This window comes from Kitasatospora sp. NPDC056076, assembly GCF_042266305.1.
Lineage (GTDB): Bacteria > Actinomycetota > Actinomycetes > Streptomycetales > Streptomycetaceae > Kitasatospora.
The window spans coordinates 165,661-187,220 of the sequence record NZ_JBHJWG010000009.1; the positions used below are offsets into that span (position 1 = coordinate 165,661).

Below are 21,560 nucleotides of genomic sequence, written 5' to 3' on the forward strand. Positions count from 1 at the left end.
GGCGAGCGCTCCGGGCAGCGGGGTCGTGGGGGAGTGGGTCAGTGTTCCGCCAGGCGCGGTTCGACCAGACAGTCCGGTCCCGGGTAGACCAGGCCCTGGTGGCCGTCCTCGAAGCGGACCACGTACGGCGGCTCCCCGTCGGCGCCGCGCACCTCGACGATCTCGCCCTTCCGGTCCGTCATGCCGATCGACCGGCTGAACATGTGGATGTGGTCACCAACCGTTGCGTGCATGACTGCTCCTCGAGTCGTGCGGCCGTTGCGCTATCCACTGTGCTGCGCCGGGGACGGCCTCGCAACGGCTCGGGCGGCCGGGGTGGGGCGGGCCGGAGGGACGGGGGTCAGTGGGCGGGCAGTTGTTGCGCGAGGTAGCCGCGCACCAGCCGCTTGCACTCGGCGATCAGCGCCGGATCCCCGTGCGGGTCCCCCCGGAAGGCCAGCTTGAGCACCGCGTCGGCCGCCTCCAGGGCGACCCGCAGGGCGAGCGTGGTGGCCGCCGGGTCGCCGGCCTCGAACAGTTCGCCGCCGAGCGCCTGCAGCCGCAGGGCGACGGCGGTGTTGTTGTCCATACCGGAGTCCAGCAGGTGCTTGTCGTTCCGCACCCCGGAGGGCACCGCCGTACCGGCGAGCCCGAAGTCGACCTGGCCGAAGCCGGGCACCGCGCGCTTCATCGCGACGAACTCCTCCACCGCGAGGTCGGTGAACCCGGCCGGGCCGACCGGGGCGGAGCCGGCCAGCCGGTCGTCCAGGCGCTGGAGGTAGTGGTCGAGGTTGCGGGTGGCGAGGGCGGCCAGCAGGTCCTCCTTGCCGGCGAAGAACTGGTACAGGGTGCCGATCGGCACCTGGGCGCGCTGGGCGACCTCCTTGGTGGTCAGGGCGGTCGCGCCGACCTCGTCCAGCAGCCGGGCGCAGGCGTCCAGGATGCGGCCGTACCGCTCCTGGCTGCGCTGCTGGACCGGCCGCCGCCTGGCCGGTCCGGGGCTGTGCCGGAGACTCCGGGCGTCAACGCTCATGCCGCCAACTCTGCCGCATCCGCTGTTCCGACGGCGAATCATCGGGGCGGGGGAGTGCCGGAGTTTCGGTTGGGGTGCGAATCGACTGGTGGCCGGAGCTGAACGGCACGGTGGCGGGAAGGTAACCACGGGTTGGCTTTGGTCTTGTCGTGGACGCGAAGGCCGGTTCATACTCCTGGGGCGGATCACCTTGCGTGATCGACGCTTGGCTCTTCGTGGCGACCGTGGGCCCGTTCGGTGGACCCGGTCGCGATTGCGAAACGCGCATCCAGCTGTCTGTGGCGACGACGGGCGACACCGCCGCCACCCGAAGTCAGGACGGACCCGTGTGCCTCCATGCCCGAACCGCGTCCCGCCGTACCCCGGCCCGTTGCGCCCCGCCCGGCTGTGCCGAGTCCCGCTGCGCCGAGTCCCGCCGTGCCGAGTCCCGCTGTGCGTCCCGTCGAACGGAAGGAGGGGGTCGGTACGGTGACAGTCTTCTCCACCGGGCGTGAGGCCCTCGACGCCGAGCACCGCCGTCAGTTCCTGGAGTCCGGGTACCTGGTCCTGCCCGGGCTGCTCCCGGAAGCGCTGCGCGAACGCCTCGCCCCCGAGGTGGACCGCTGGGTGGACGAGGGCCTGCGGGCCCGCTCGATCGCCGCCTGCACCGACCCGCGCCGCAACGGGCCGCCCCCGGTGCTGGAGCTGGAGCTCCCCGCGCACGGCGAACTGCTCACCCACCCGCCGCTGCTGCGGGCGCTGACCGGGCTGATCGGCCGGTCCTTCGTCTTCCACCACCTGCACAGCGACCGCCAGGCCCCCGACCTCCCCGGCAAGCCGTGGCACCACGACTGCGAGCCCAACGACGGCTCCGACCCGTCGCTGCTGATGGTCCACGCGCTGCACTACCTCACCGGGCTGGACGAGCGGGTCGGCAGCCTGGCCGTGCTGCCCGGCTCGCACCGCCGCACCGCGGACAAGGGCGCCTACGCCCACCACGGCACCGGCGAACTGCCCGGCGAGGTGGTCCTCGACCGGCTGCCGCCCGGCACCACCGTGCTGCTCAACTCGGCCCTCTTCCACACCCGCAGACCGGCGCCCGACGGCGGACCGGGCCGGCCGCGCTACTTCATCGACGCCTCCTACTGCCAGGTCGGAGCGCGCTGGCGCCCGGTGAAGCCGCACTGGCGGCAGATGCTCGCCCGGGCCCGCGAACTCGACCTGGCCGACGGCCAGTGGCCCGACCTGTTCGCGGAACACCACTTCACCGAGTACACCGGAACCGTCTGAACCTCCTGAGGAGCACCGCCGTGGAGATCGTCAGCGCCGTCGCCTACTCCGAGGTCCACCGGGCCTACCTGCGGGACCATCCGGTGGAACGCGCCCACGAGGGCAACACCAACCTGTACGGCGAGGAGAACCTGGAACGCGCCGACGAGGAGGTCCCCGGCGGCTGGTGGCGGGTCCGGCTGACCCGGGCCGACGTGCTCGGCGTGGTCCTGCCCTGGCACCTCAGCGAGGGGGGCGAGCGCGAACTCGTCCCGCGCACCGGGCTGACCGTCGCCCGCGCGGTCGAACGCGTCCGCTCCGGCGGCGCCGACTGGGCGGCGGCCAACCCGGTCTGCTCGGGGAAACTCCGGCTGCTCGGCCGGGCGCCGTTCACCGCGCTCTACCTCGCCACCGCGCCGGTCGACCACCCCGACTACGAGCGGCTGGCGGTCCGGCACGGGCTGATCCACGTCGACGGCCTGCACCGCATGCTGGCCTGGGAACTGGCCGGACGCCTGCGCGACGGCACCGTACTGGACGGGTACCTGGCGGGGGACCCGGCCGGCCTCGACCCGCCCGGGCCGGGCCGTACGGTCCGTTCGCACCGCGCGGCCGGCCCGGCCCGTACGGCCGACCCGGCGCGTACGGCCCGAGCGGCCCGCGTGGTCCGGACGGGGGACGAGCCGGCGTGACCTCCGCGACCCAGCACCTCCGGGCCACCGCGCCCGACACCGGCTCGCTCACCGCCCTGCTGTCCGAGCGCGCCCGCACCCACCCCGACCGGCCCGCCGTCAGCGACGGCCGCCGCACCGTCGACCACCGCACCCTGGACGCCGCCGCCGGGCGGATCGCCGCCCGGTTGGCCGCCGGCGGCACCGGGCGCGGCGACCGGGTCGCCCTGCTCGGCCCCCGGGACGCCCGGATGCTGGTGCTGCTGCACGGGGTGCTGCGCTCCGGCGCGGCCGCCGTGCTGACCGACCCGGACTGGACGGCCGCCGACCTGGCCCGGCGGCTGGCCGCCGTCGGGGTGGGGCGGGTGCTCGCCACCGAGGGCGGGGCCGCCGGCCCGGGCGTCGAGGTCGTCGACGTGCTGGCGGGCGGGCCGGAGGGCGGGCCGGCGGGCGGGCCCGGCGAGGAGGGCGGCGGGCCCGGCGGGGAGGATCCGGCGTACCTGTCCTTCACCTCCGGATCGGGCGGCGAGCCCAAGGCCGTGACCGTCACCCACGCCAACGCCGTCCACTACGCCCACGCCCTGGCCGACCGGCTCGGGCTCACCGAGGCCGATGCCCCCCGGCTCGCCCACGTCACCACCCTCGCCGCCGACCTCGGCCACACCGCCTGGCTGCTCGCCCTGGCCACCGGCGGCTCGGTGCACGTGGTGCCCGACCGGGAGGTGCGCGACCCCACGGCGTTCTGGACCACGCTGCGCCGCGCCGGGGTCGACACCCTGAAGACCACCCCCTCCCACCTGGCCGCGCTGCTGGAGGGCCGCCCGGCGGGCACCCCGCCGCTGCGCACCCTGCTGCTCGGCGGCGAGGCGCTGCCCCGCCCGCTCGCGGCCGCCCTGCTCGACGACGGCGTCACCGAACGGCTGGTCAACCACTACGGACCGACCGAGACGACCGTCGGCGCGACCTGCTTCCTGGCCACCAGTGCCCGCCAACTCCCGGACGGGGAAGCGACCGTGCCGATCGGCAGCGGCATCGGCGAGGTGCTGCTCACCGTGGTGGACGGCGCCGGGCGGCCGGTGGCCGACGGCACGGTGGGGGAACTGCTGATCGGCGGGCGGGGCGTCAGCGCCGGGTACTTCGGACGGCCCGAGGAGACCGCCCGGGGCTTCCTCCGGCGGGACGGCCGACGGACCTACCGGACCGGCGACCTGTGCCGCCGACGGGCCGACGGCGACCTGGTGTTCCTCGGCCGGGTGGACCGGCAGGTCAAGGTCCGCGGGTACCGGGTCGACCTCGCCGAGGTCGAGCGGGCGATGGACGGGTACCCGGGCGTGGCGGGCTCGGCGGCGCTGCTGCGGGAGACCTCCCCCGGGAGCCAACTGATCGGCGTGGTAAGGCTGCTGGATCCCGCCGTCGACCTGTCGGGACTGGTCGACCGGCTGCGCGACCGGCTGCCCGGCTACTCCGTGCCGCAGCCGGTCCTGGTGCTGCCCGACTTCCCGTTCGGGCCGAACGGCAAGCTGGACCGGGCCCGCCTGGCCGAGCTGGTGGACCGATTGGTCGAGGCCCGCGCCGAGCCGACCGGTGCGGAGGGCCCGGCGGGTTCGGACGGTACGGCGGATGCGACGGCTCTGACGGCTGCGACGGCTGCGACGGTTGTGACGGATGCGGCCGGGGACAGGGACGGTCCGGCCGGAGAGATCGCCCGGTTCTGGGCCGGCGCGCTCGGCCTGCCCAGGATCGGACCGCGGACGGACGTGATCGACCTCGGCGGGGACTCCATCCTCGCCATGCGCACCATCGCCCTGCTGCGCCGCTCCGGGCTGCGGGTCACCCACGAGGACTTCTACCGGTACCCGACGGCGGCCGGGCTGGCGTCGGCGGCCGTGCCCGTGGGCGTCCCCGCACCGGCGCCGCAGCACCCGGGCAGCGGTCAACTCGCGCCCGCCCAGCGCTGGTTGTACCGGCAGCGGGCGGTCGACGACCTGCGGCACTGGAACCAGTCGGTCCTGCTGCGCTGCCGCGCCGCCGTCGACCCGGCCGCGCTCTCGGCGGCACTCGCGGCCGTCCTGGAAGGCCACCCGGCGCTGCGCCGACCCGTCGGCCCGGACGGCCCCGGCGAACCGCTCGCCGTCGCGGACCTCGACCCGCTCTCCCACTCCCGCATCCCGGGCGCCGCGCGGGCGATCGCCGACACCGTCGCCGGGGTCTGCACCGAACTCCACCGCAGCCTGGACCCCTTGGCCGGCCGGCTGTTGCGCGCCCACCTGTTCACCGGCCCGCCCGGCACCGACCAGCGGCTCGCGCTGATCGCCCACCACCTGGTGGTCGACGGGCTGTCCTGGCGGATCCTGCTGGACGACCTCGCCCGGGCCTACCGGGCGGTGCTGGACGGTGAGCCGGTCGGACTGCCGCCGACGGCCGACTTCTACCGGTGGGCGGCCGCCGCCGCGCCCGCCGCGCCCGCTGCCCCCGCCCCCGTCCCCGCCGCCGACCCCGGTCCGCCCGGGCGACCGGCCGCGCTCAGCTGGGCATTGGACGCCGACGCCACCGCCCGGCTGGTCGCCCGGCACGGTGGCGGCGCCGGGCTGGAGGCCGTCCTGCTGGACGCCTTCGCCGAGGCCGTCGTGCGGGCCGAAGCCGCCCTCGGCACGGACGGCCGCGGGCCCCGGCTCGCCGTGGAGGTCGAGACCCACGGCCGGGACGCGGTCGGCGACCCGGGCGAATTCCTGGACACCGTCGGCTGGTTCACCGCCGTCAAGCACGTCGAGCTGGACCCTGCGGGCGGCGCCGGACCGGCGGAGACGGCCCGCCGGCTGAGCGAGGCGCCCGTCCGGCCGATGGACGCCCCCGGTGCGCGGCCGGACCTCGGGTTCAACTTCCTCGGCACCTTCCGGCTGCCCGAGGAACCCGCGCTGGACTGGACCGTCGCCGACGAACAGGCCGGTACGGCCCGCTGCACCGGCGGCGACCCGCTGTACCGGCTGCGGCTCACCGCCCGGGTGGTGGAGCGGCGCCTGGTCGCCGACCTGGTGTACGGATGGCCGGCGGTGGGACACCCGGCCGCCCGGCGGGTCCTCGACCGCTTCGCCGCGGTGCTCGGCGGGCCGACCGCCGACGAGCCCGTCCGCTCGCCGCTGTCCACCTCCGGGCAGCTGCTGCACAGTGGGGTGGCACCCACCGCCCGGGCCGTCGTCCGGGAACCCGCCCGGGTGCTGCTCACCGGCGCGACCGGCTACCTCGGGCGGCACCTGCTGGAGGCCTTCGAGCGGCGCGGCGCCGTGGTCACCTGCCTGGTGCGGGCCGCCGACGACGCCGCGGCGGTCCGGCGGCTGTCCGGTGGGCTGTCCGGCGGGCGGGCCTGTGGGGCGGCCGCCCACGTCGTCGCCGGGGACCTCGAACGGGACGGTCTGGGCCTGTCCCCGGCCGGGCTGGAACGGGCCCGGGAGGCCCGGATCGTGGTGCACGCGGCGGCGGACGTCCGGCTGGTCGCGGCGCCCGAGGAGCTGGAGCGGGCCAACCACGCGGCGGTGCGCCGACTGCTCGGCTGGGTCGGCGAGCACACCCCGCGGGCCCGGCTCCACCACGTCTCCACGCTGACCGTGTCCGGCGGCGTGGACGGCCCCCCGCGCCGGTTCGGCGAGGCGGACCTGTGGATCGGTCAGCGGTTCCGCACCCCGTACGAGCGCAGCAAGTACCGGGCCGAGCAGGCCGTCCGGGCCTGGGCGGCCGGCGGGCACCCCGCCTACCTGTACCGCAGCGGCCACATCGCCGCGCACAGCCTGACCGGCGCCTTCCAGGCCAACTCCGGCGACAACCGGGTCTACCAGCTGGTGCGCGGCTACCTGCTGGCCGGCGCCGCCCCCAGTCGCCCGGACACGGCCTTCGCGTTCTCGTACGTGGACACGGTGGCCGCCGGGATCGCCGCGATCGCCCTCGACCCGTACGCGGCGCCCGGCGCGTACCACGTCGAGAACCCGCACCGGACGCCGCACGACGAACTGGTGGGCTGGCTCGCCGCGCACGGCCGCCCCGTCCGGCTCACCGACGAGGCGGGCTTCGCGGCCGCCATCGCCCGGGCCGAGCGGCGGCACCCGACGGCCGCCCGGCTGGCCGCCGCCTGGGCCCAGCAGGAGGAGCGCAACGTCCGGGTGGACTGCGGGTACACCACCGCCGTGCTGGACCGGCTGGGCGTCCGCTTCGCCGCGCCGACGGCGCAGTGGTGGGCGGCCGCGCAGACCTGGGCCGCCGAGGCCGGCCACCTGCCGCCACCCCGCTGAACCGTTTCGCCTCGCCGTCCGGACCGACCTGTCCCGTCCCTACCGACCCTTCGTCCCTACCGACCCTTCGTCCCGCCGACCCGTCCCGCCGATCCGTCCCGCCCCGAGAGAAGGCAGACTCCGTTGTCCCAGCTCTCCCCCGTGCTCAAGCAGGCCACCCCCGTCGTCGCCGTACGCGGCGAAGGCCTCCACCTCTACGACGCCGCCGGCCGCCGCTACCTCGACTTCACCTCCGGCGTCGGCGTGACCAGCACCGGCCACTGCCACCCGAGGGTGGTCGAGGCCGTCCGCGAACAGGCCGGCCGGCTGCTGCACGGCCAGTACACCACCGTGCTGCACGACCAACTGCTCACCCTCACCGACCGCTTGGGCGACGTCCTGCCGCCCGGCCTGGACTCGCTCTGCTTCGCCACCGCCGGGACGGAGGCGGTGGAGACGGCGCTGCGGCTGGTCCGGCACGCCACCGGGCGGCAGAACGTGATCGTCTTCGAGGGCTCCTTCCACGGCCGCACCATGGGCGCCGCCTCGCTCACCACCGCCGGGACCCGCTTCCGGGCGGGCATCGGCCCGCTGCCGCCCGGGGTCGCGGTGGCGCCCTTCCCGGCCGCCTTCCGGCTCGGACTGTCCGAGGAGGAGGCGGTGGCGCACGCCCTGCGCGGGCTGGACGAGGTGCTGGCCACCGTCTCCGCCCCCGCCGAGACCGCCGCCCTGTTCGTCGAACCGGTGCTCGGCGAGGGCGGTTACGTGCCCGCCCCGGCCGGGTTCCTGGCCGGGCTGCGCGAGCGCGCCGACCGGCACGGCCTGCTGCTGGTGCTGGACGAGGTGCAGACCGGCTTCGGCCGCACCGGCCGGTTCTGGGCCCACCAGCACGAGGCGGCCCACCCGTACGGGAAGGACTTCCGGCCCGACGTGCTGATCACCGCCAAGGGCCTGGCCAGCGGCTTCCCGCTGTCCGCCGTCGCCGCGCCGACCGATCTGATGCGGCGCGCCTGGCCCGGCTCCCAGGGCGGCACCTACGGCGGGAACCCGGTGGCCTGCGCCGCCGCCCTGGCCACCCTGGACGTGCTGCGCGAGGAGCGGCTGGTGGAGAACGCGGCCGAGCAGGGCGAACGGCTGCTGGACGGCCTGCGGACGGTCGCCGCCGGGGTGCCCGGCATCGGCGACGTCCGGGGCCTCGGGCTGATGGCGGCCAGTGAGTTCTGCCGCCCGGACGGCTCGCCGGACCCGGAGACGGCCCGGCGGGTGCAGCAGGCGGCGGCCGAGCTCGGACTGCTCCTGCTGCTCTGCGGGATCCACCTCAACGTGGTCCGGATGATCCCCGCGCTGGTCGTCACGGCCGCGCAGGTCGACGAGGCACTGGCGCTCTGGTCCAAGGCCGTCGCGGCCGGGACGGGGCAGGAGGAGGCGCTGTGAACGAGCACACCGTGACCGAGATCGGCTGGAGCAGCCTGGAGTTGGAGGCCCGGCGGCAGATGTGGTCGCTGCCGCTGAGCGACGGTGAGCGGAACCTGCTGTGGGCCGACGCCCGGGCCCGACGCTGGGGCTCGGCCGGGCCGGTGCGCGAGCGGCTGCGGTCCTTCGTCCGGGAGGCCGTCGACTCGGTCGGGATCACCCACGTCGCCAACCTGGTCGACCCGGAGCAGCCGGAGCGCGAGATCACCGAGGTGCTCTCCTTCCTGCTGCGGGACCACGGCCGGATCGTCCCGCAGAACGGCCGCGGCGACCTCACCTCGGTGCTGCGCGACCACGACGGGGACGGCAACACCGAACTCGGATTCCACTGCGACACCTGCGACCTGCTCGTCCTGCTCTGCCTCCAACCCGCCTACCACGGCGGGGGGCTGACCAAGCTGGCGAGCGCCCGGCACGTCCACGACCTGATCGGCCGGGAACGGCCGGACGCCCTGGCCACGCTCTGCGAGGACTGGACCTTCGACCGGACCGGCCGGGCGGGCCCGCAGCGGGTCGTCACCCCGATCCTGTACCCGAGGAAGGACGGCACGACCGGCTGCTACTACCAGACCCGTACCGTCCGCTCCTCACCCGACCGCGGCGGACCGGAGCTGACGGACCGTCAGTGGGACGCGCTCGGCGTGCTGGACGAGGTGCTGTACCGCCCGGAGATCGCCTTCGGCCTGCCGATGGCCGCCGGCGACCTGCTGATCATCCGCAACAGCCGTGTCCTGCACGGACGTTCGGCGTACGTCGACGAACCCGGCCGGTACGCCCGCCGGATGCTGCGGATCTGGCTCAACGAGGGGGAGACGTGGGCGCCGTGAACCGACCGGACGGAAAGGTCGCCGTGGTCACCGGCGGCGGCAGCGGGCTCGGCCGGGCCTCCGCGCTGGCCCTGGCCGGCGTCGGCTGGACGCTGGTGCTCGCGGGCCGCCGCAAGGACGCGCTGGAGGAGACCGCCGCACTCGCCGTCGACACCGGGGCCGTCGACCCGGAACGGGTGCTGGCCGTGCCCACCGACATCCGCAACCCCGAGGAGGTCTCCCGGCTGTTCGACGCCGTCCGCGACCGCTACGGCCGGCTCGACCTGCTCTTCAACAACGCGGGCGCCGCCGCCCCGCGCCGGCCCATCACCGAGACGACCTTCCAGGACTGGAACCGCGTCCTGGACACCATCGTCACCGGCAGCTTCCTGTGCGCCCGGGAGGCCTTCCGGCTGATGAGCACCCAGCAGCCGCAGGGCGGCCGGATCATCAACAACGGCGCGCCCTCCGCGCACGTGCCGCGCCCCCACTCCCACGCCTACACGGCCGCCAAGCACGCCGTCCTCGGCCTCACCAAGGTGCTCGCCCTGGACGGCCGGCCCTACGGCATCACCTGCGGGCAGATCGACGTCGGCAACGTCAGCCCGCCGGACGGCGCCCCGCAGCCCGCCGCCACCCAGGCCGACGGGACCTCGGCGGTGGAGGCGACCATCCCGGTCGACCGCTTCACCGACGCCCTGCTGCTGATGGCCGCGCAGCCGCCGGACACCACCATCCAGTCCCTGGTGGTGCTGCCGGCCACCATGCCGTTCGTCGGAAGGGGTTGACCCGTGCTGGTCAGCGCACGCTCCTTCGCCGAGTACCGGGCGATGTTCGCGCTCACCGACCGCGACCTCGACCCCGGCCGGCGCATCCTGGACTGCCCGGCCGGGGCGGCGAGCTTCGTCGCCGAGGCCGGGCGGCGCGGGATCGACGCGGTCGCCGTCGACCGGGAGTACGCCGTGCACCGGGAGGAGTTGGGCCTGCTGGTCGAGCGGGAGACCGGCTTCAAACGGGAGCTGCTGGCGCGCGAGACGGCGGGCTTCACCCCGTCCTGGTACACCGACACGGACGACCTGATCCGGCAGTGGACCGCCAACTCCCGGCTGTTCCGGGCCGACATCACCGCCCGCCCGGAGCGCTACGTCGCCGGGGCGCTGCCCGAACTCCCCTTCCCGGACGCCTCCTTCGACCTGGTGCTCAGCTCGCACCTGGTCTTCTCCTACGGCAACCGGCTGGGCGAGGAGTTCCACCGGGCCGCACTGCTGGACCTCGCCCGGGTGGCCCGGCGCGAGGTCCGGCTGTTCCCGCTGACGGTGTACGACACCGGCGAGCGGTACCGGGGGCTGGAACGGCTGCGGGAGGAACTGGCCGGAGCCGGGATCGGCAGCCGGGTGGAGCGGGTGTCGTACGAGTTCCAGCCGGGGGACGGCGAGATGCTGGTGCTCTCCTGCGCCGGGTACCGCGCGCCCACCGGGGCGCGGCCCCGGGCCGTCGCCGACGACCCGGTGCGGTGGCGGCACCGGGAGGGGGCACGGCCGCAGGCGTAGGACACCCGAGGACCACTCGGGCAGGGCTCGCGCAGGGCTCGGGCACGGCGCGGACATGACTCGGACACGGCTCGGACATGGCTCGGACGCGAGGAGGAGGACGGCATGCGGCAGGACGACGGTGACAGGCCCGGTGCGGAGCAGACGGAGGGAGGGGCGCCGGAGGCGGGTGGCGCCGCCGGTGACGGGGCGGAGGACGGCTTCCGGCGCTCCGCCGCCCACCTCATCGACGAGGCCCTCGGCTTCCTCTTCCCGGCCGCCCTCCGCGCCGCCGCCGACATCGGGGTGGCCGACCACCTCGCGGACGGCCCCCGCGCCCCCGCCGAACTCGCCGCCGCGACCGGCACCGACGCCGACGGCCTCCACCGCGTCCTGCGGCTGCTCGCCACCCGGGGCGTGGTGCAGGAGGACGACCGGGGCCGCTTCGCCCTGACCGCGACCGGGCAGGCCCTGCGCGGCGACGTCCCGTACTCCGCGCGGACGGCCGTCCTGATGCTGACCGACCGCACCATGTGGCGCCCGGCCGGTGAACTGACGCGCTGTCTCACCGACGGCACCTCGGCCTTCGAGGCGCTGTTCGGCATGCCCTTCTTCGACCACTTCGCCCAGGACGAGCGGACGGCCGCCGTCTTCCACGTGGGCATGGCGGCGATGTCCGACCCGGAGAACGCGCTGATCGCGGCCGCCTACGACTTCCCGAAGGCCGGCACCGTGGTGGACGTGGCCGGCGGCCACGGCGGCCTGCTGCTGGAGGTGCTGCGCCGCAACCCGGGCCTGGACGGGGTGCTCTTCGACCGCGCCCACGTCCTCGCCGGGCACCGGCTCGGCCCGGCCGCGGAGGTCGCGGGCCGCTGGACGACGGTTGAGGGCGACTTCTTCGAGGCCGTGCCGCCCGGCGACGTCCACGTGCTCAAGCGGATCACCCACGACTGGGACGACGACCGCTGCGTGACCCTCCTCGGCCACTGCCGCCGCGCCCTGCGCCCGGACGGCCGGGTCCTGGTCGTGGACGCCGTCGTCCCCCCGGGGAACGCCCCGCACCAGTCGAAGGCCCTGGACCTGATGATGATGGCGTCCCTCGCGGGCCGCGAGCGCACCGAGGAGGACTTCGCGGAGCTCTTCCGGCGGGCCGGCCTGCGGCTCTCCCGGGTCCTGCCCACGCCGACGGTCCTGTCGGTGGTCGAGGCGGTCGCGGCCTGACCGGTTCGCTCGGAGCGGAACGGTCGCGGGAACGGGGCCGCAACGGGCCGCGTTCGTGGACGGTATGAACACCCATCAGCACCACGACCACGAGCAGCACCAGCACGAGCACCAGCAGCACGAGCAGCACGCCGGTCACGGTGACCACCACGCCGGCCACGGCGGCCACCACGGCGGGCACGGCGCTCCGCAGGGGCTGGCGGCCTCCGACCAGGGCTACACCCTGATACCGGAGACCGTCGGCCCCGAGGGCGAGTTCACCTTCCGGATCACCGGGCCGGACGGCGCGCCCGTCACCGCGTACGAGCCCCAGCACGAGGCCCTGCTGCACCTGATCGTGGTCCGCCGCGACCTCTCCGGCTACCGGCACGTCCACCCCACGCTGGACGCGGACGGCACCTGGCGGGTGGCCAACCCCTTCGACGGGCCCGCCGCCTACCACGCCTACGCCGACTTCAAGGCCGTCGGCGCCGCCCCGCTCACCCTCGGCGTGGACCTCACCTTCCCCGGCGGGAGCGCCGCGCACCCGCTGCCGGAGGCCTCGGCCACCGCCACGGTCGACGGCTACACCGTCACCCTGGCCGGGCAGTTGACGGCCGGCGCGGCCGCGCCGCTCACCTTCACCGTGACCCGCGACGGCGCCCCCGTCGCCGACCTCCAGCCCTACCTGGCCGCCTACGGCCACCTGGTCGCCCTGCGCGCCGCCGACCTCGCCTACCTGCACGTCCACCCGAACGGTGAGCCCGGCGACGGGGTCACCGCACCCGGCCCGGAGATCACCTTCCACGCGGTCGCGCCGACGGCCGGCCCGTACCGGCTCTACCTCGACTTCAAGCACGGGGACGCCGTCCGCACCGCCGAGTTCACGGCCGTGGCCGGGGCCTGACGACGCCCCGGCGGGCCGCGCCCGTCCGCACCTCGGGACGGTGTGGCCGGGCCGCCCGCCGCTCTGCCAGCATGGCGCGATGGACAACACGCGCCGGCTGGTCAGTTCGGGTTCGCCCCTGGAACCGCGCATCGGGTTCTCCCGGGCGGTCCGCAAGGGGCCGTTCGTCGCGGTGGCGGGCACCGCGCCGATCGGCGCGGACGGCAGGACGGTCGGGCCCGGTGACGTGCACGCCCAGACGGTCCGGTGCCTGGACATCGTCGAGGCCGCGCTGGCGGAGGCGGGCGCCTCGCTGACGGACGTGGTGCGGACCAGGATCATGCTCACCGACGTGACGGCCTGGGAGGAGGCCGCCCGGGCGCACGGGGAACGCTTCGGGGCGGTCCGCCCGGTCACCACCGTCGTCGAGGTCTCCCGCTTCATCGACCCGGACTGGCTGGTCGAGGTGGAGGTCGACGCCGTCCTCGGCTGACCGGGCCCGGCCGCCGCTCCCGGATATCCGCGCGACGCCCTCCGGGCCGCTCCACTACGGTGCGGTCATGCTGAACTTCGTACTGGTCGCCGGTGCCCGGCTCGGCGCCTGGGCCTGGGCCGACGTGACCCCGGCGCTGCGCGCGGCCGGGCACGCCGTCCACCCGCTGACGCTGTCCGGACTGGCCGAGAAGCGGGACGTCCCGGCCGGGCAGCGGACCCACGTCGAGGACGTCGTGGCCGAGGTCGAACGCCACGACCTGCGCCGGGTCGTGCTGGTCGGCCACAGCTACGCGGGCGTCCCGGTCGGCCAGGCCGCCCAGCGGATCGGCGACCGGCTGGCCCGGCTGGTCCTCGTCGACGCGGCCGTCCCCGTCGACGGCCGCTCCTTCGCCGACGGCTGGCCGGACGGCGGCACCTCGCTCCGGGCCGCCCTCGCCGCCAACGGCGGCTCCTGGCCCTGCGCCCGGCCCGAACACTTCGCCGGCCACGGCCTCACCGCGGAGCAGACCGCCCGCATCGTCGCCGGCGCGACCCCGCACCCGGGCGCCACCCTCACCGAGCCCGCCACCCTGACCGGCCCCCTCACCACCCTGCCCACGACCTACGTCAAGTGCCTCCTCGCGGGCGAGGAACCCGACGAGGACGTGGCCGACCTGCTCACCGCCGAGCCCTGGCAGCTGGCCGAACTGGCCACCGGCCACTGGCCGATGTTCTCCCGCCCGGCCGACCTCGCCCACCTGCTCCTCACCGCCGCGGCACCCGCGACGCAGTGACGGCCCCGGCGGGGCCCACCCCGGCCGGGCCCGGTCGCGGAATTCCCGGTCCACAGTCCGGGGAATTACCTTCCTTTGCCCGTGCCGAGGGAACGGAAACAATTCTGGGGAGGCCATTTCCCCGGTCGTTTCGGGGTCGTTCCGGGGCCGTTTCCGAGGTCGGTCCTCCGGGGCTTCCCGTCGAATTCGTTTCCCCGGGTCGGTCGGGAGTCGGGCGGTGGGGAACTGCCCGTGGGGAGTCGGGTTCGCAGGTCCGGCGTGCCGGGGCGGGTGGTGCGGGGCCGGCATTTCCGGGGACGGATCCCCCGGAGGGCGGTGGCGGCTGTCAGAGTTGGCCGAATGCGGGCGCTCTCCTGTCGGGCGTATCGATCTAGGATCGGTAGGTGTCCGGCATAAGGAGAAGAGGTGTAAAGTGGACATCACAGCGGACAACTCTTCGGAATTAGCTGCCCGTTCACGTGAGCTGACGGCCGCTGAGATCGACCTCTACCGCGACTTCGCCGAGCACGGGCCGCTGCGGGTCGAGGAGCTCCTCGTGGGGGAGGGCCGGGAGGCCGTGGCGCACAGCATCGAGGTGCTCTCCGCGTCCGGTCTGCTCAAGCACGTCGGTCCCGGGCGGCTCGCCGTGGCCGACCCGGCGGAGGCCGCCGGCCGGGTGCTCAAGCGCTGGGAGGACCGGGTTCACGCCACTCAGCTGGACCTCCTGCGCGTCCGGGGGCAGCTCGCCGAACTCGCGCTGATCCACGGTGCCCGTCAGCACGCGCACCAGGGCCCGCACCTGGAGCGGTTCGAGTCGCGTGAGGACGTCGTCCGGCTGCTCGACCGGTACGCCGGTGAGTGCTCGCGGGAGGTGCTCGCCGCCCAGCCCGGGGGTCCGCGTCCGGCGGCGCAGCTGCTGGCCGCCCGGGACCGGGACCGGCAACTCCTGGGACGGGGCGTACGGATGCGCACCCTCTACCAGTACGCTGCGCGGTTCGACCGGACCACGGTGAAGTACGCGGAGGAACTGATCGGGTTGGGCGCTGACGTCCGTACGGTCACCAGCGCGCTCCCCCGGTTCATCCTCTTCGACCGGGCCGTCCTGTTCCTGCCCCTGGGGGACGCCCCGGGGGGAGCGCTGGTGATCCGCAGTCCCGATCTCATCGCCTTCGCCGCGCAGGCGTTCGAGTTGCTCTGGTCGACCGCCGAGCCCATCGACAAGCCGCGCGAGAAGGAATTCGTCCGGAGCATCGCCCAGCAGACGAAGCGTTCGATCCTCCGGCACCTGGTGCAGGGTGACGACGACCGCGCCACCGCGCGGGCCCTCGGGATCTCCGTCCGCACCTGCCAGCGGCACGTCTCGGAGATCATGCACGGCCTCGGTGCGTCCAGCCGCCTCCAGCTCGGCTACCTGATCGACCGTCACGGGCTCCTGGAGGACGGTGCGGACGCACCGGCGACTCCGGGTGGGGCCGCGCGGCCGTGACCGACGACCGTCCCGCCGATCGGCTGTGACGCTCCGTCAGTTTGGCTGCGCGGACTCCCGGGTCGACGGAGTGCCGTCCGCGCCGGCGGGGGGAGCGGCCGGGGCGGGAACGGCGGCGGCGGGAGGCGCCGGGCGCAGCGCCACTACCGCGAGGACCAGGCCGATGACGACCACGACGGTGGAGAACACGAACACCGAGGTGAAGACACTCGCGCTGTCGACCTTCCGGTGGCCGTCGACGAAGACCGCGAAGGCGGCGATGCCGAGCGCGCCGCCGAACTGACGTGCCGTGGTGTTGAGGCCGCTCGCCGTGGCGAAGCGGACAGGCGGCGCGGAGAAGGCGGCCGAGGCGGCCGTCCCCATGGTCACCAGGCCCATGCCGATGCCGGCCAGCGAGGCGACCGGGAACCACAGCGTCCAGAATGCCGGGGTGTCGCCGAGTCCCAGGACCAGCCAGACGCCGCAGACCAGGAAGACCGCCAGGCCCGCGATGGCGACCGTGCGCGGGCCGCCGACCTTCGGGGCGAGCCGGCTCATGGCGAGCGCCGCCACGGAGGCCGTCACGGCGCCGGGGGTCATGGCGAGTCCGGCGTCGAGCTCGCTGTAGTGCCAGACGTTGGTCAGGCAGATCACGCTGGCGAGCAGCCAGGGGTACTGGGCCATGCCGTAGAGCAGTGAGACCAGGTTGGTGACGGCGAAGGGCCGGTGGCCGAGCAGCGACAGGTCGATCGCCGGGGACCGGTGCCGCAGGGAGCGCGGCACCACCACGCCGACGGCCAGCACGCCGGCCACGAAGACCGCCAGGGTCCGGAGGTCGAGCCAACCCCAGTCCGAACCCTCGGTGATGCCGAGGGTCAGGGCGCCGATCCCGAGGGTGAGGAGCACCGTGCCCAGCGGGTCGGGGAACCTGCGGGCGGCGGGGTCCACCACGGTGCGCGGGATCCGGGTCAGCGCGGCGACGGTGAGCAGCACCCCGAACGGGAGGTTGATGTAGAACACGGAGCGCCAGCCGAGGCTCTCGACCAGGACGCCGCCGACGCTGGGCCCGACCGCGGCGGCGAAGGCGGACGCGGCGCTCCAGATGCCGATCGACTTGACGCGCTGGTCGGCGGGGCCGTCGAGCAGCAGGATGGCGAGCGAGGCCGGGATCATGGCGGCCGCGCCGGCGCCCTGCAGCATGCGGGTGGCGACCAGTACCGGCAGACTGGGTGCGAGGGCGCACAGCAGCGAGGCCAGGGTGAAGGTGATGATGCCGCCGACGAACAGCCGGCGGCGACCCAGCACGTCGGCGAGCAGGCCGGCCGAGGTGAGCAGTGCGGCGAAGAGGACGGCGTAGCCGCTGATGACCCAGGACAGCGCGGGGAGCGAGGCGCTGGTGAAGTCGTGCTGCATGTCCGGGACGGCCAGGTTGGTCACCGTGGAGTCGAGCATCGCCAGGAACGTGCCGCCCGACGCGGTCAACGTCAGTGCGAGCGTTCCTCGTTGTGCTTGAGCGGAAGCTGTCTGCTTCACTGCTGGGTACTCCTGGAGTAGGTGGGCGGCGCGTCACGCTTCTCCGGATGCCAGCCGGATAGTCCTGTCGACCTGCGCGACGCGCTCTCTGTCGAAGGCTTCCGCGATGCTCTCGTCCTGCTCGGCCAAGGCGTCGAGGTTCTGCTGCTCGAAGCCGATGATCCCCATGTCGGCGAAGGTGTTCCGCATCCGGGCACCGAAGAGTCCGATGTCCTTGAGGGTGGGTACGATCCGCGAGAAGAGGTAGGTCTGGAACATGCGGTAGTGCTCGGATGATCGCATATGGCTGACGCACTCGTCGGCGTCGACGTCGAGATTACGCCAGACCTCCTCGCCGAGGAACCGCTGTTGCATCAAGTGGCATGCCTCGACACAGAATTCCTCCCGTTCGTCCCGCTCGGCCTGGGTCAGTTCGGGGTAGTACTCGCGCAACGCCAGCCGCCCGAAGGCGACATGGCGCGCCTCGTCCTGCATCACGTACGCGTTCAGCGCCTTGGCCAACGGCTCGCTCGCGTTGTCCCTGATGAGGCTGAACGCGGCGAGGGCGAGGCCTTCGATCAGCACCTGCATGCCGAGGTACGTCATGTCCCAACGCGAGTCGGAGATCACGTCGTTGAGCAGTGCCTTGAGTCCCGGGTTGATGGGGTAGGCGAGTTGGAGCTTCTCCCGCAGGTACCGGGAGTAGACCTCGACGTGGCGGGCCTCGTCCATGACCTGGGTCGCCGCGTAGAACTTGGAATCGAGATCCGGAACGGTGTGCACGATCTTGGACGAGCAGATCAGCGCGCCCTGTTCGCCGTGCAGGAACTGGGAGAACTGCCAGGCCGCCAGGTGGTGGCGGACGGTGCCGCGCTCCTTGGGGCCGAGCCGGTCCCAGGTGCGGGTCCCGTAGATCGCGATGGTCTGCTCCGGGACGCCCATCGGATCGCTGAGGTCGACCTCCGTCGACCAGTCGATCCGGGTGTTGGCGTCCCATTGCTTCTGCTTGCCCCGTTCGTAGAGGCCCAGCAGCCTGTCCCTTCCCTCGTCGTACTCCCAGTCGAACACGGTGGTGCCGCCGCCGGGAACCTGCCAGCGGGTCTGCTCGACCGGCAGCGCGTAGATGCGGGTGCTCATCGGACGTCCCTCCTCGTGGGGTGGCCGCCCACCAGTCTGCGAGGACGGGAGCCGCGGGTGCAGTGGGGATATCCCTGGCGACCCCCTGGCGCGGCCCTGTCACATCCTCCGCTTCACGCATGTCGTGATGACGTCACTTCTGTCAGCACGCACCCGGCCGTCGGGTCCGGCTACGTTCGAACTAGTCAGCGGCTGTGTCGGCTGAGGAGGGGGCTCGGTGGATCATGCTGTCCATGTCGTCCGGGATTCCGCACAAACGCGCCAGGGGGTCGTCGGCAGGACGGCCGAACTGGAGTCCCTGGAAGGCTCCTTGAGACAACTGCAGAGCACGGCCGGCCTCCCGTGCGCGGTGACGGTGACCGGCGACCCGGGCATCGGCAAGACCGCCCTGCTGGCGGAGTTCGCGGACCTCGCGAGATCCCGGGACATGGTGGTGGCCACCGGCCGGGCCGGCGCCTCACGGGGGACGCCGCTCGGCGTGGTCGCCGACGCCTTCGACGAACAGCGCGAGCTGGTGCGGACGGTGCTGTCCGAGTGGCCCCGGGAGAGACGGGAGCAGATGACCCGCGTCCTCCAGGGCGAGCACTCCGGCCACGGCCCCGCCGGCGCCGGTACCGGCGCCGGCGCCGGCCCGGACTTCCGGATCATCCACGACCTGATCGAATCCCTCGCCCGGCCTGGCCTGGTGCTCATCCTCGACGACGTCCACGCGGCCGACCCCGACTCGCTGGGCCTGGTGGCGACCCTGCTGCGCCGGCCGCCCCGGGCCCGGCTCCTCATCCTGCTCGGCTACCGCGACCGCCAGGTCCCGGCCCGGCTGCGCACGGCCATCCACGGGCGGTCCGAACGCGTGGCGGTCGAGCACCTCCACCTCTCCCCGCTGTCCGAGCAGGACGCCGACCTGCTGCTCGCCGACACCACCGCCATCCGGCGCAAGGAGCTCTACCGGCACAGCGGCGGCAACCCCGGCTACCTGCGGATGCTGACCGCCGAACGCTCGGCCGACGCGAGTGCGGGCATCCTCGACGAACTGGCGTCGCTCGCGCCGGACGTGCGCCGCACGGCGCGGGCCGCCGCGATCATCGGGAGCGAGTTCGACGCCGAACTGCTGACCCGGGTGCTGGACGAGTCCGAGACGACCGTGCTGGCCGCGCTCGGCGCGCTGGTCCGCTGCGACCTGGTCCGGCCCGTGGCCGGCAGCCACCACTTCGTCTTCCGGCACGCCACGGTGCACCGGGCGGTCGAGGAGACCGCCGAACTGGCCTGGCGCATCGGCATCCACACCCGCGCCGACGAGGCGCTGCGGGCCCGGGACGCCCTGCCGACCGAACGGGCGCGGCACGTCGACAGCAGCATCAGGTTCGGGGACCTGGAGGCCGTCGACGTGCTGTGCGCGGCGGCCCGCGCGGTCGCGGCCACCGAACCCGCCAGGGCCGTCGCCTGGCTGCGGACCGCCCTGAGGGTGCTGCCCTGCGGTGCCGAGTTCGCGGTGCAGCGGGCCCGGCTGCGGGTGGAGCTCGCGCGGTCGGTGACCGATCGCGGGGGCCTGCGGGAGGCCAGGGAACTCATGCAGGAGGCCCTCCGGGTGCTGCCCCGGGAGCCGGCTGCCGAGCACGCCGAGGCGGTGGTCTTCGCCGCCACCGTGCAGCGGATGCTCGGTGCCCGGGAGGAGACCGAGGTGATCCTGCGCACCAAGGTGGACGGGCACGAGGACCAGCACGGCGCGGTGGTCGCGGCCCTCAAGTGCCAGTTGGCGGCAGGGCAGTTGTACACCGTCGACCACGACGGGCGGGCCGTCCGCTGGGCCGAGGAGGCGCTGGCCGCGGCCCGCGGCAGCGGCCACCACGCCTTGCAGGCGTCCTGCCTCGGCCTGCTCGCGCTGGTCGCCGCCGCCGAGGGGCGGGTCGAGGCCGCCGTCGGCCGGCTCGCCGACGCGGCCCGGGTCGTCGACGGCATGCACGACGACGAGCTGGCGGGCAGTCTCAACGCCGTGCTGTGGATCGGCTGGAGCGAGGTCCTCTGCTCGGCCTGGGACGACGCGCTGCGGCACTTCCGGAAGGCCGTCGAGTTCGCCACCCGGACCGGCCACCTGCTCTACCTGCCGCACCTCCTGGTCGGGCTGGCCTATGTGCTGCGCACCCGGGGCGAGCTCGCGGAGGCACAGGCCACCGCCGAGCACGCGGTCCACCTCGCGGAGGAGGCGGAGTGCCTGGAGGGCGTGATCAATGCCCATGCCATGAAGGCCCTGGTCGACATCTCCGGCGGGCGGACGGAGAACGCCCTGGCCTCCGCGCTCACCGCGACGTTGCCGCCCCGCCACTCGGCGAGCAACTGGAAGGAGGCCATGGCGCTCCGGGTGCTGGCCGAGGCCCGGTTGGCGAGTGGCGACCACGAGGGGTGCATCGCGACGGTCTCCGAGGCGGGCGGCCCCGAACTGCCGACCTCCGACGCGGGCTCACGGCCCGTCTGGTACGAGTTGCTGACCCGCGCCGAACTGGCCGCCGACCGGTACGACCGGGCGGCGCACTGGGCCGCCCGGGCCGCGGCCGTCGACCGGACCGGGGCCGTGGCCGACCTGGCCCGGGCGCAGGTGCTGCTGCGGACCGTGCCCGGCCAGGCCCTGCCGCCCGCCCAGCGCGCGGTGGCGGGGCTGGAGTCGAGCGGGCGGGTGATCGACGCCCTCCGGGCCAGGACGGTGCTCGGCCTCGCGCTCTGGCACCAGGACCGGTTCGACGATGCGGCACGGGAGTTGAAGGCCGCCGAGACGGCGCTCGACCAGTGCGGGGCGGTCCTGCTGGCCCGCGCCGCCCGGCAGGAGCGGCGCCGGCTGGCGGCCAGGGTCCCACGGGGCCGGGGAGGGCCCGGCGGCCCGGCGGCGGCGCTGGTGCTCACCACCAGGGAGCGGCAGATCGCGGAGCTGGTCGGCGACGGACTGACCAACCGGCTGATCGCCAAACAGCTGCACATCGCGGAGAAGACCGTCGAGATGCACCTGTCACGGGTCTTCGCGAAGCTGGGGGTGTCCAACCGGGCCGCCGTGGCGGCCGCGGTCTCCCGCGAGCCCGTCGGCTGAACCCGGGCGGCCCGCGGCACCGGCCGGGGCCGGGGCCGGTGC

General features: G+C 74.6%; 17 protein-coding genes. 13 read left to right on the forward strand and 4 right to left on the reverse strand.

What is annotated here, in order from left to right:
- Nucleotides 1–38: 38 nt before the first annotated feature.
- Both ACFC1T_RS10495 and ACFC1T_RS10500 read right to left on the reverse strand, forming a co-directional pair.
- Nucleotides 39–233 (reverse strand): DUF1918 domain-containing protein, encoded by a 195-nt coding sequence (locus ACFC1T_RS10495; RefSeq protein WP_375886149.1) that lies wholly within the window; start codon nucleotides 231–233, stop codon nucleotides 39–41.
- 107 nt (nucleotides 234–340) lie between these two features.
- Nucleotides 341–1,012, reverse strand: coding sequence for a TetR/AcrR family transcriptional regulator (locus tag ACFC1T_RS10500; RefSeq protein ID WP_375886151.1), 672 nt, complete (start codon nucleotides 1,010–1,012; stop codon nucleotides 341–343).
- A 468-nt stretch (nucleotides 1,013–1,480) separates the two neighbouring features.
- On the opposite strand from ACFC1T_RS10500, the gene ACFC1T_RS10505 reads away from it, so the two are divergent.
- The 12 genes from ACFC1T_RS10505 to ACFC1T_RS10560 all read left to right on the forward strand — a co-directional run bounded on the left by ACFC1T_RS10505 (nucleotide 1,481) and on the right by ACFC1T_RS10560 (nucleotide 15,817).
- A complete protein-coding gene (locus ACFC1T_RS10505) occupies nucleotides 1,481–2,281 on the forward strand; it encodes a phytanoyl-CoA dioxygenase family protein (protein ID WP_375886154.1) in 801 nt (266 codons plus the stop codon).
- 20 nt (nucleotides 2,282–2,301) lie between these two features.
- Entirely contained in the window at nucleotides 2,302–2,952 is a 651-nt protein-coding gene (locus ACFC1T_RS10510; RefSeq protein ID WP_375886156.1) for a DUF6309 family protein, read from the forward strand.
- Nucleotides 2,949–7,211, forward strand: coding sequence for an AMP-binding protein (locus tag ACFC1T_RS10515; RefSeq protein WP_375886159.1), 4,263 nt, complete (start codon nucleotides 2,949–2,951; stop codon nucleotides 7,209–7,211). The genes ACFC1T_RS10510 and ACFC1T_RS10515 overlap by 4 nt, the downstream gene beginning before the upstream one ends.
- 123 nt (nucleotides 7,212–7,334) lie before the next feature.
- On the forward strand, nucleotides 7,335–8,624 hold the full coding sequence (locus ACFC1T_RS10520; RefSeq protein WP_375886161.1) for an aspartate aminotransferase family protein: 1,290 nt from the start codon (nucleotides 7,335–7,337) through the stop codon (nucleotides 8,622–8,624).
- On the forward strand, nucleotides 8,621–9,490 hold the full coding sequence (locus ACFC1T_RS10525; protein ID WP_375886164.1) for a TauD/TfdA family dioxygenase: 870 nt from the start codon (nucleotides 8,621–8,623) through the stop codon (nucleotides 9,488–9,490). Before ACFC1T_RS10520 ends, ACFC1T_RS10525 begins: the two co-directional genes overlap by 4 nt.
- Nucleotides 9,487–10,257, forward strand: coding sequence for an SDR family oxidoreductase (locus tag ACFC1T_RS10530; RefSeq protein WP_375886166.1), 771 nt, complete (start codon nucleotides 9,487–9,489; stop codon nucleotides 10,255–10,257). Before ACFC1T_RS10525 ends, ACFC1T_RS10530 begins: the two co-directional genes overlap by 4 nt.
- Before the next feature lie 3 nt (nucleotides 10,258–10,260).
- Complete coding sequence (locus ACFC1T_RS10535; protein ID WP_375886168.1) at nucleotides 10,261–11,019, forward strand: methyltransferase domain-containing protein; 759 nt, start codon at nucleotides 10,261–10,263, stop codon at nucleotides 11,017–11,019.
- 105 nt (nucleotides 11,020–11,124) lie between these two features.
- Nucleotides 11,125–12,219, forward strand: coding sequence for a methyltransferase (locus ACFC1T_RS10540; RefSeq protein ID WP_375886170.1), 1,095 nt, complete (start codon nucleotides 11,125–11,127; stop codon nucleotides 12,217–12,219).
- A 64-nt stretch (nucleotides 12,220–12,283) separates the two neighbouring features.
- Nucleotides 12,284–13,105, forward strand: coding sequence for a hypothetical protein (locus tag ACFC1T_RS10545; RefSeq protein WP_375886172.1), 822 nt, complete (start codon nucleotides 12,284–12,286; stop codon nucleotides 13,103–13,105).
- Between the two features lie 79 nt (nucleotides 13,106–13,184).
- Nucleotides 13,185–13,577 (forward strand): RidA family protein, encoded by a 393-nt coding sequence (locus tag ACFC1T_RS10550; RefSeq protein WP_375886174.1) that lies wholly within the window; start codon nucleotides 13,185–13,187, stop codon nucleotides 13,575–13,577.
- Between the two features lie 67 nt (nucleotides 13,578–13,644).
- Complete coding sequence (locus ACFC1T_RS10555; protein WP_375886177.1) at nucleotides 13,645–14,352, forward strand: alpha/beta fold hydrolase; 708 nt, start codon at nucleotides 13,645–13,647, stop codon at nucleotides 14,350–14,352.
- 412 nt (nucleotides 14,353–14,764) lie between these two features.
- Entirely contained in the window at nucleotides 14,765–15,817 is a 1,053-nt protein-coding gene (locus tag ACFC1T_RS10560; protein WP_375886179.1) for a LuxR C-terminal-related transcriptional regulator, read from the forward strand.
- 36 nt (nucleotides 15,818–15,853) lie between these two features.
- On the opposite strand, the gene ACFC1T_RS10565 is transcribed toward ACFC1T_RS10560, so the two are convergent.
- A complete protein-coding gene (locus ACFC1T_RS10565) occupies nucleotides 15,854–17,329 on the reverse strand; it encodes a DHA2 family efflux MFS transporter permease subunit (RefSeq protein WP_375886181.1) in 1,476 nt (491 codons plus the stop codon).
- Nucleotides 17,330–17,362: 33 nt separating this feature from the next.
- The gene (locus ACFC1T_RS10570) at nucleotides 17,363–18,445 is read right to left on the reverse strand and encodes a ferritin-like domain-containing protein (RefSeq protein WP_375886182.1); all 1,083 of its coding nucleotides are present in this window, start codon (nucleotides 18,443–18,445) and stop codon (nucleotides 17,363–17,365) included.
- 217 nt (nucleotides 18,446–18,662) lie between these two features.
- Here ACFC1T_RS10570 and ACFC1T_RS10575 point away from each other — a divergent pair, with 217 nt between their 5' ends.
- Complete coding sequence (locus ACFC1T_RS10575; RefSeq protein WP_375886185.1) at nucleotides 18,663–21,518, forward strand: AAA family ATPase; 2,856 nt, start codon at nucleotides 18,663–18,665, stop codon at nucleotides 21,516–21,518.
- Nucleotides 21,519–21,560: the final 42 nt, after the last annotated feature.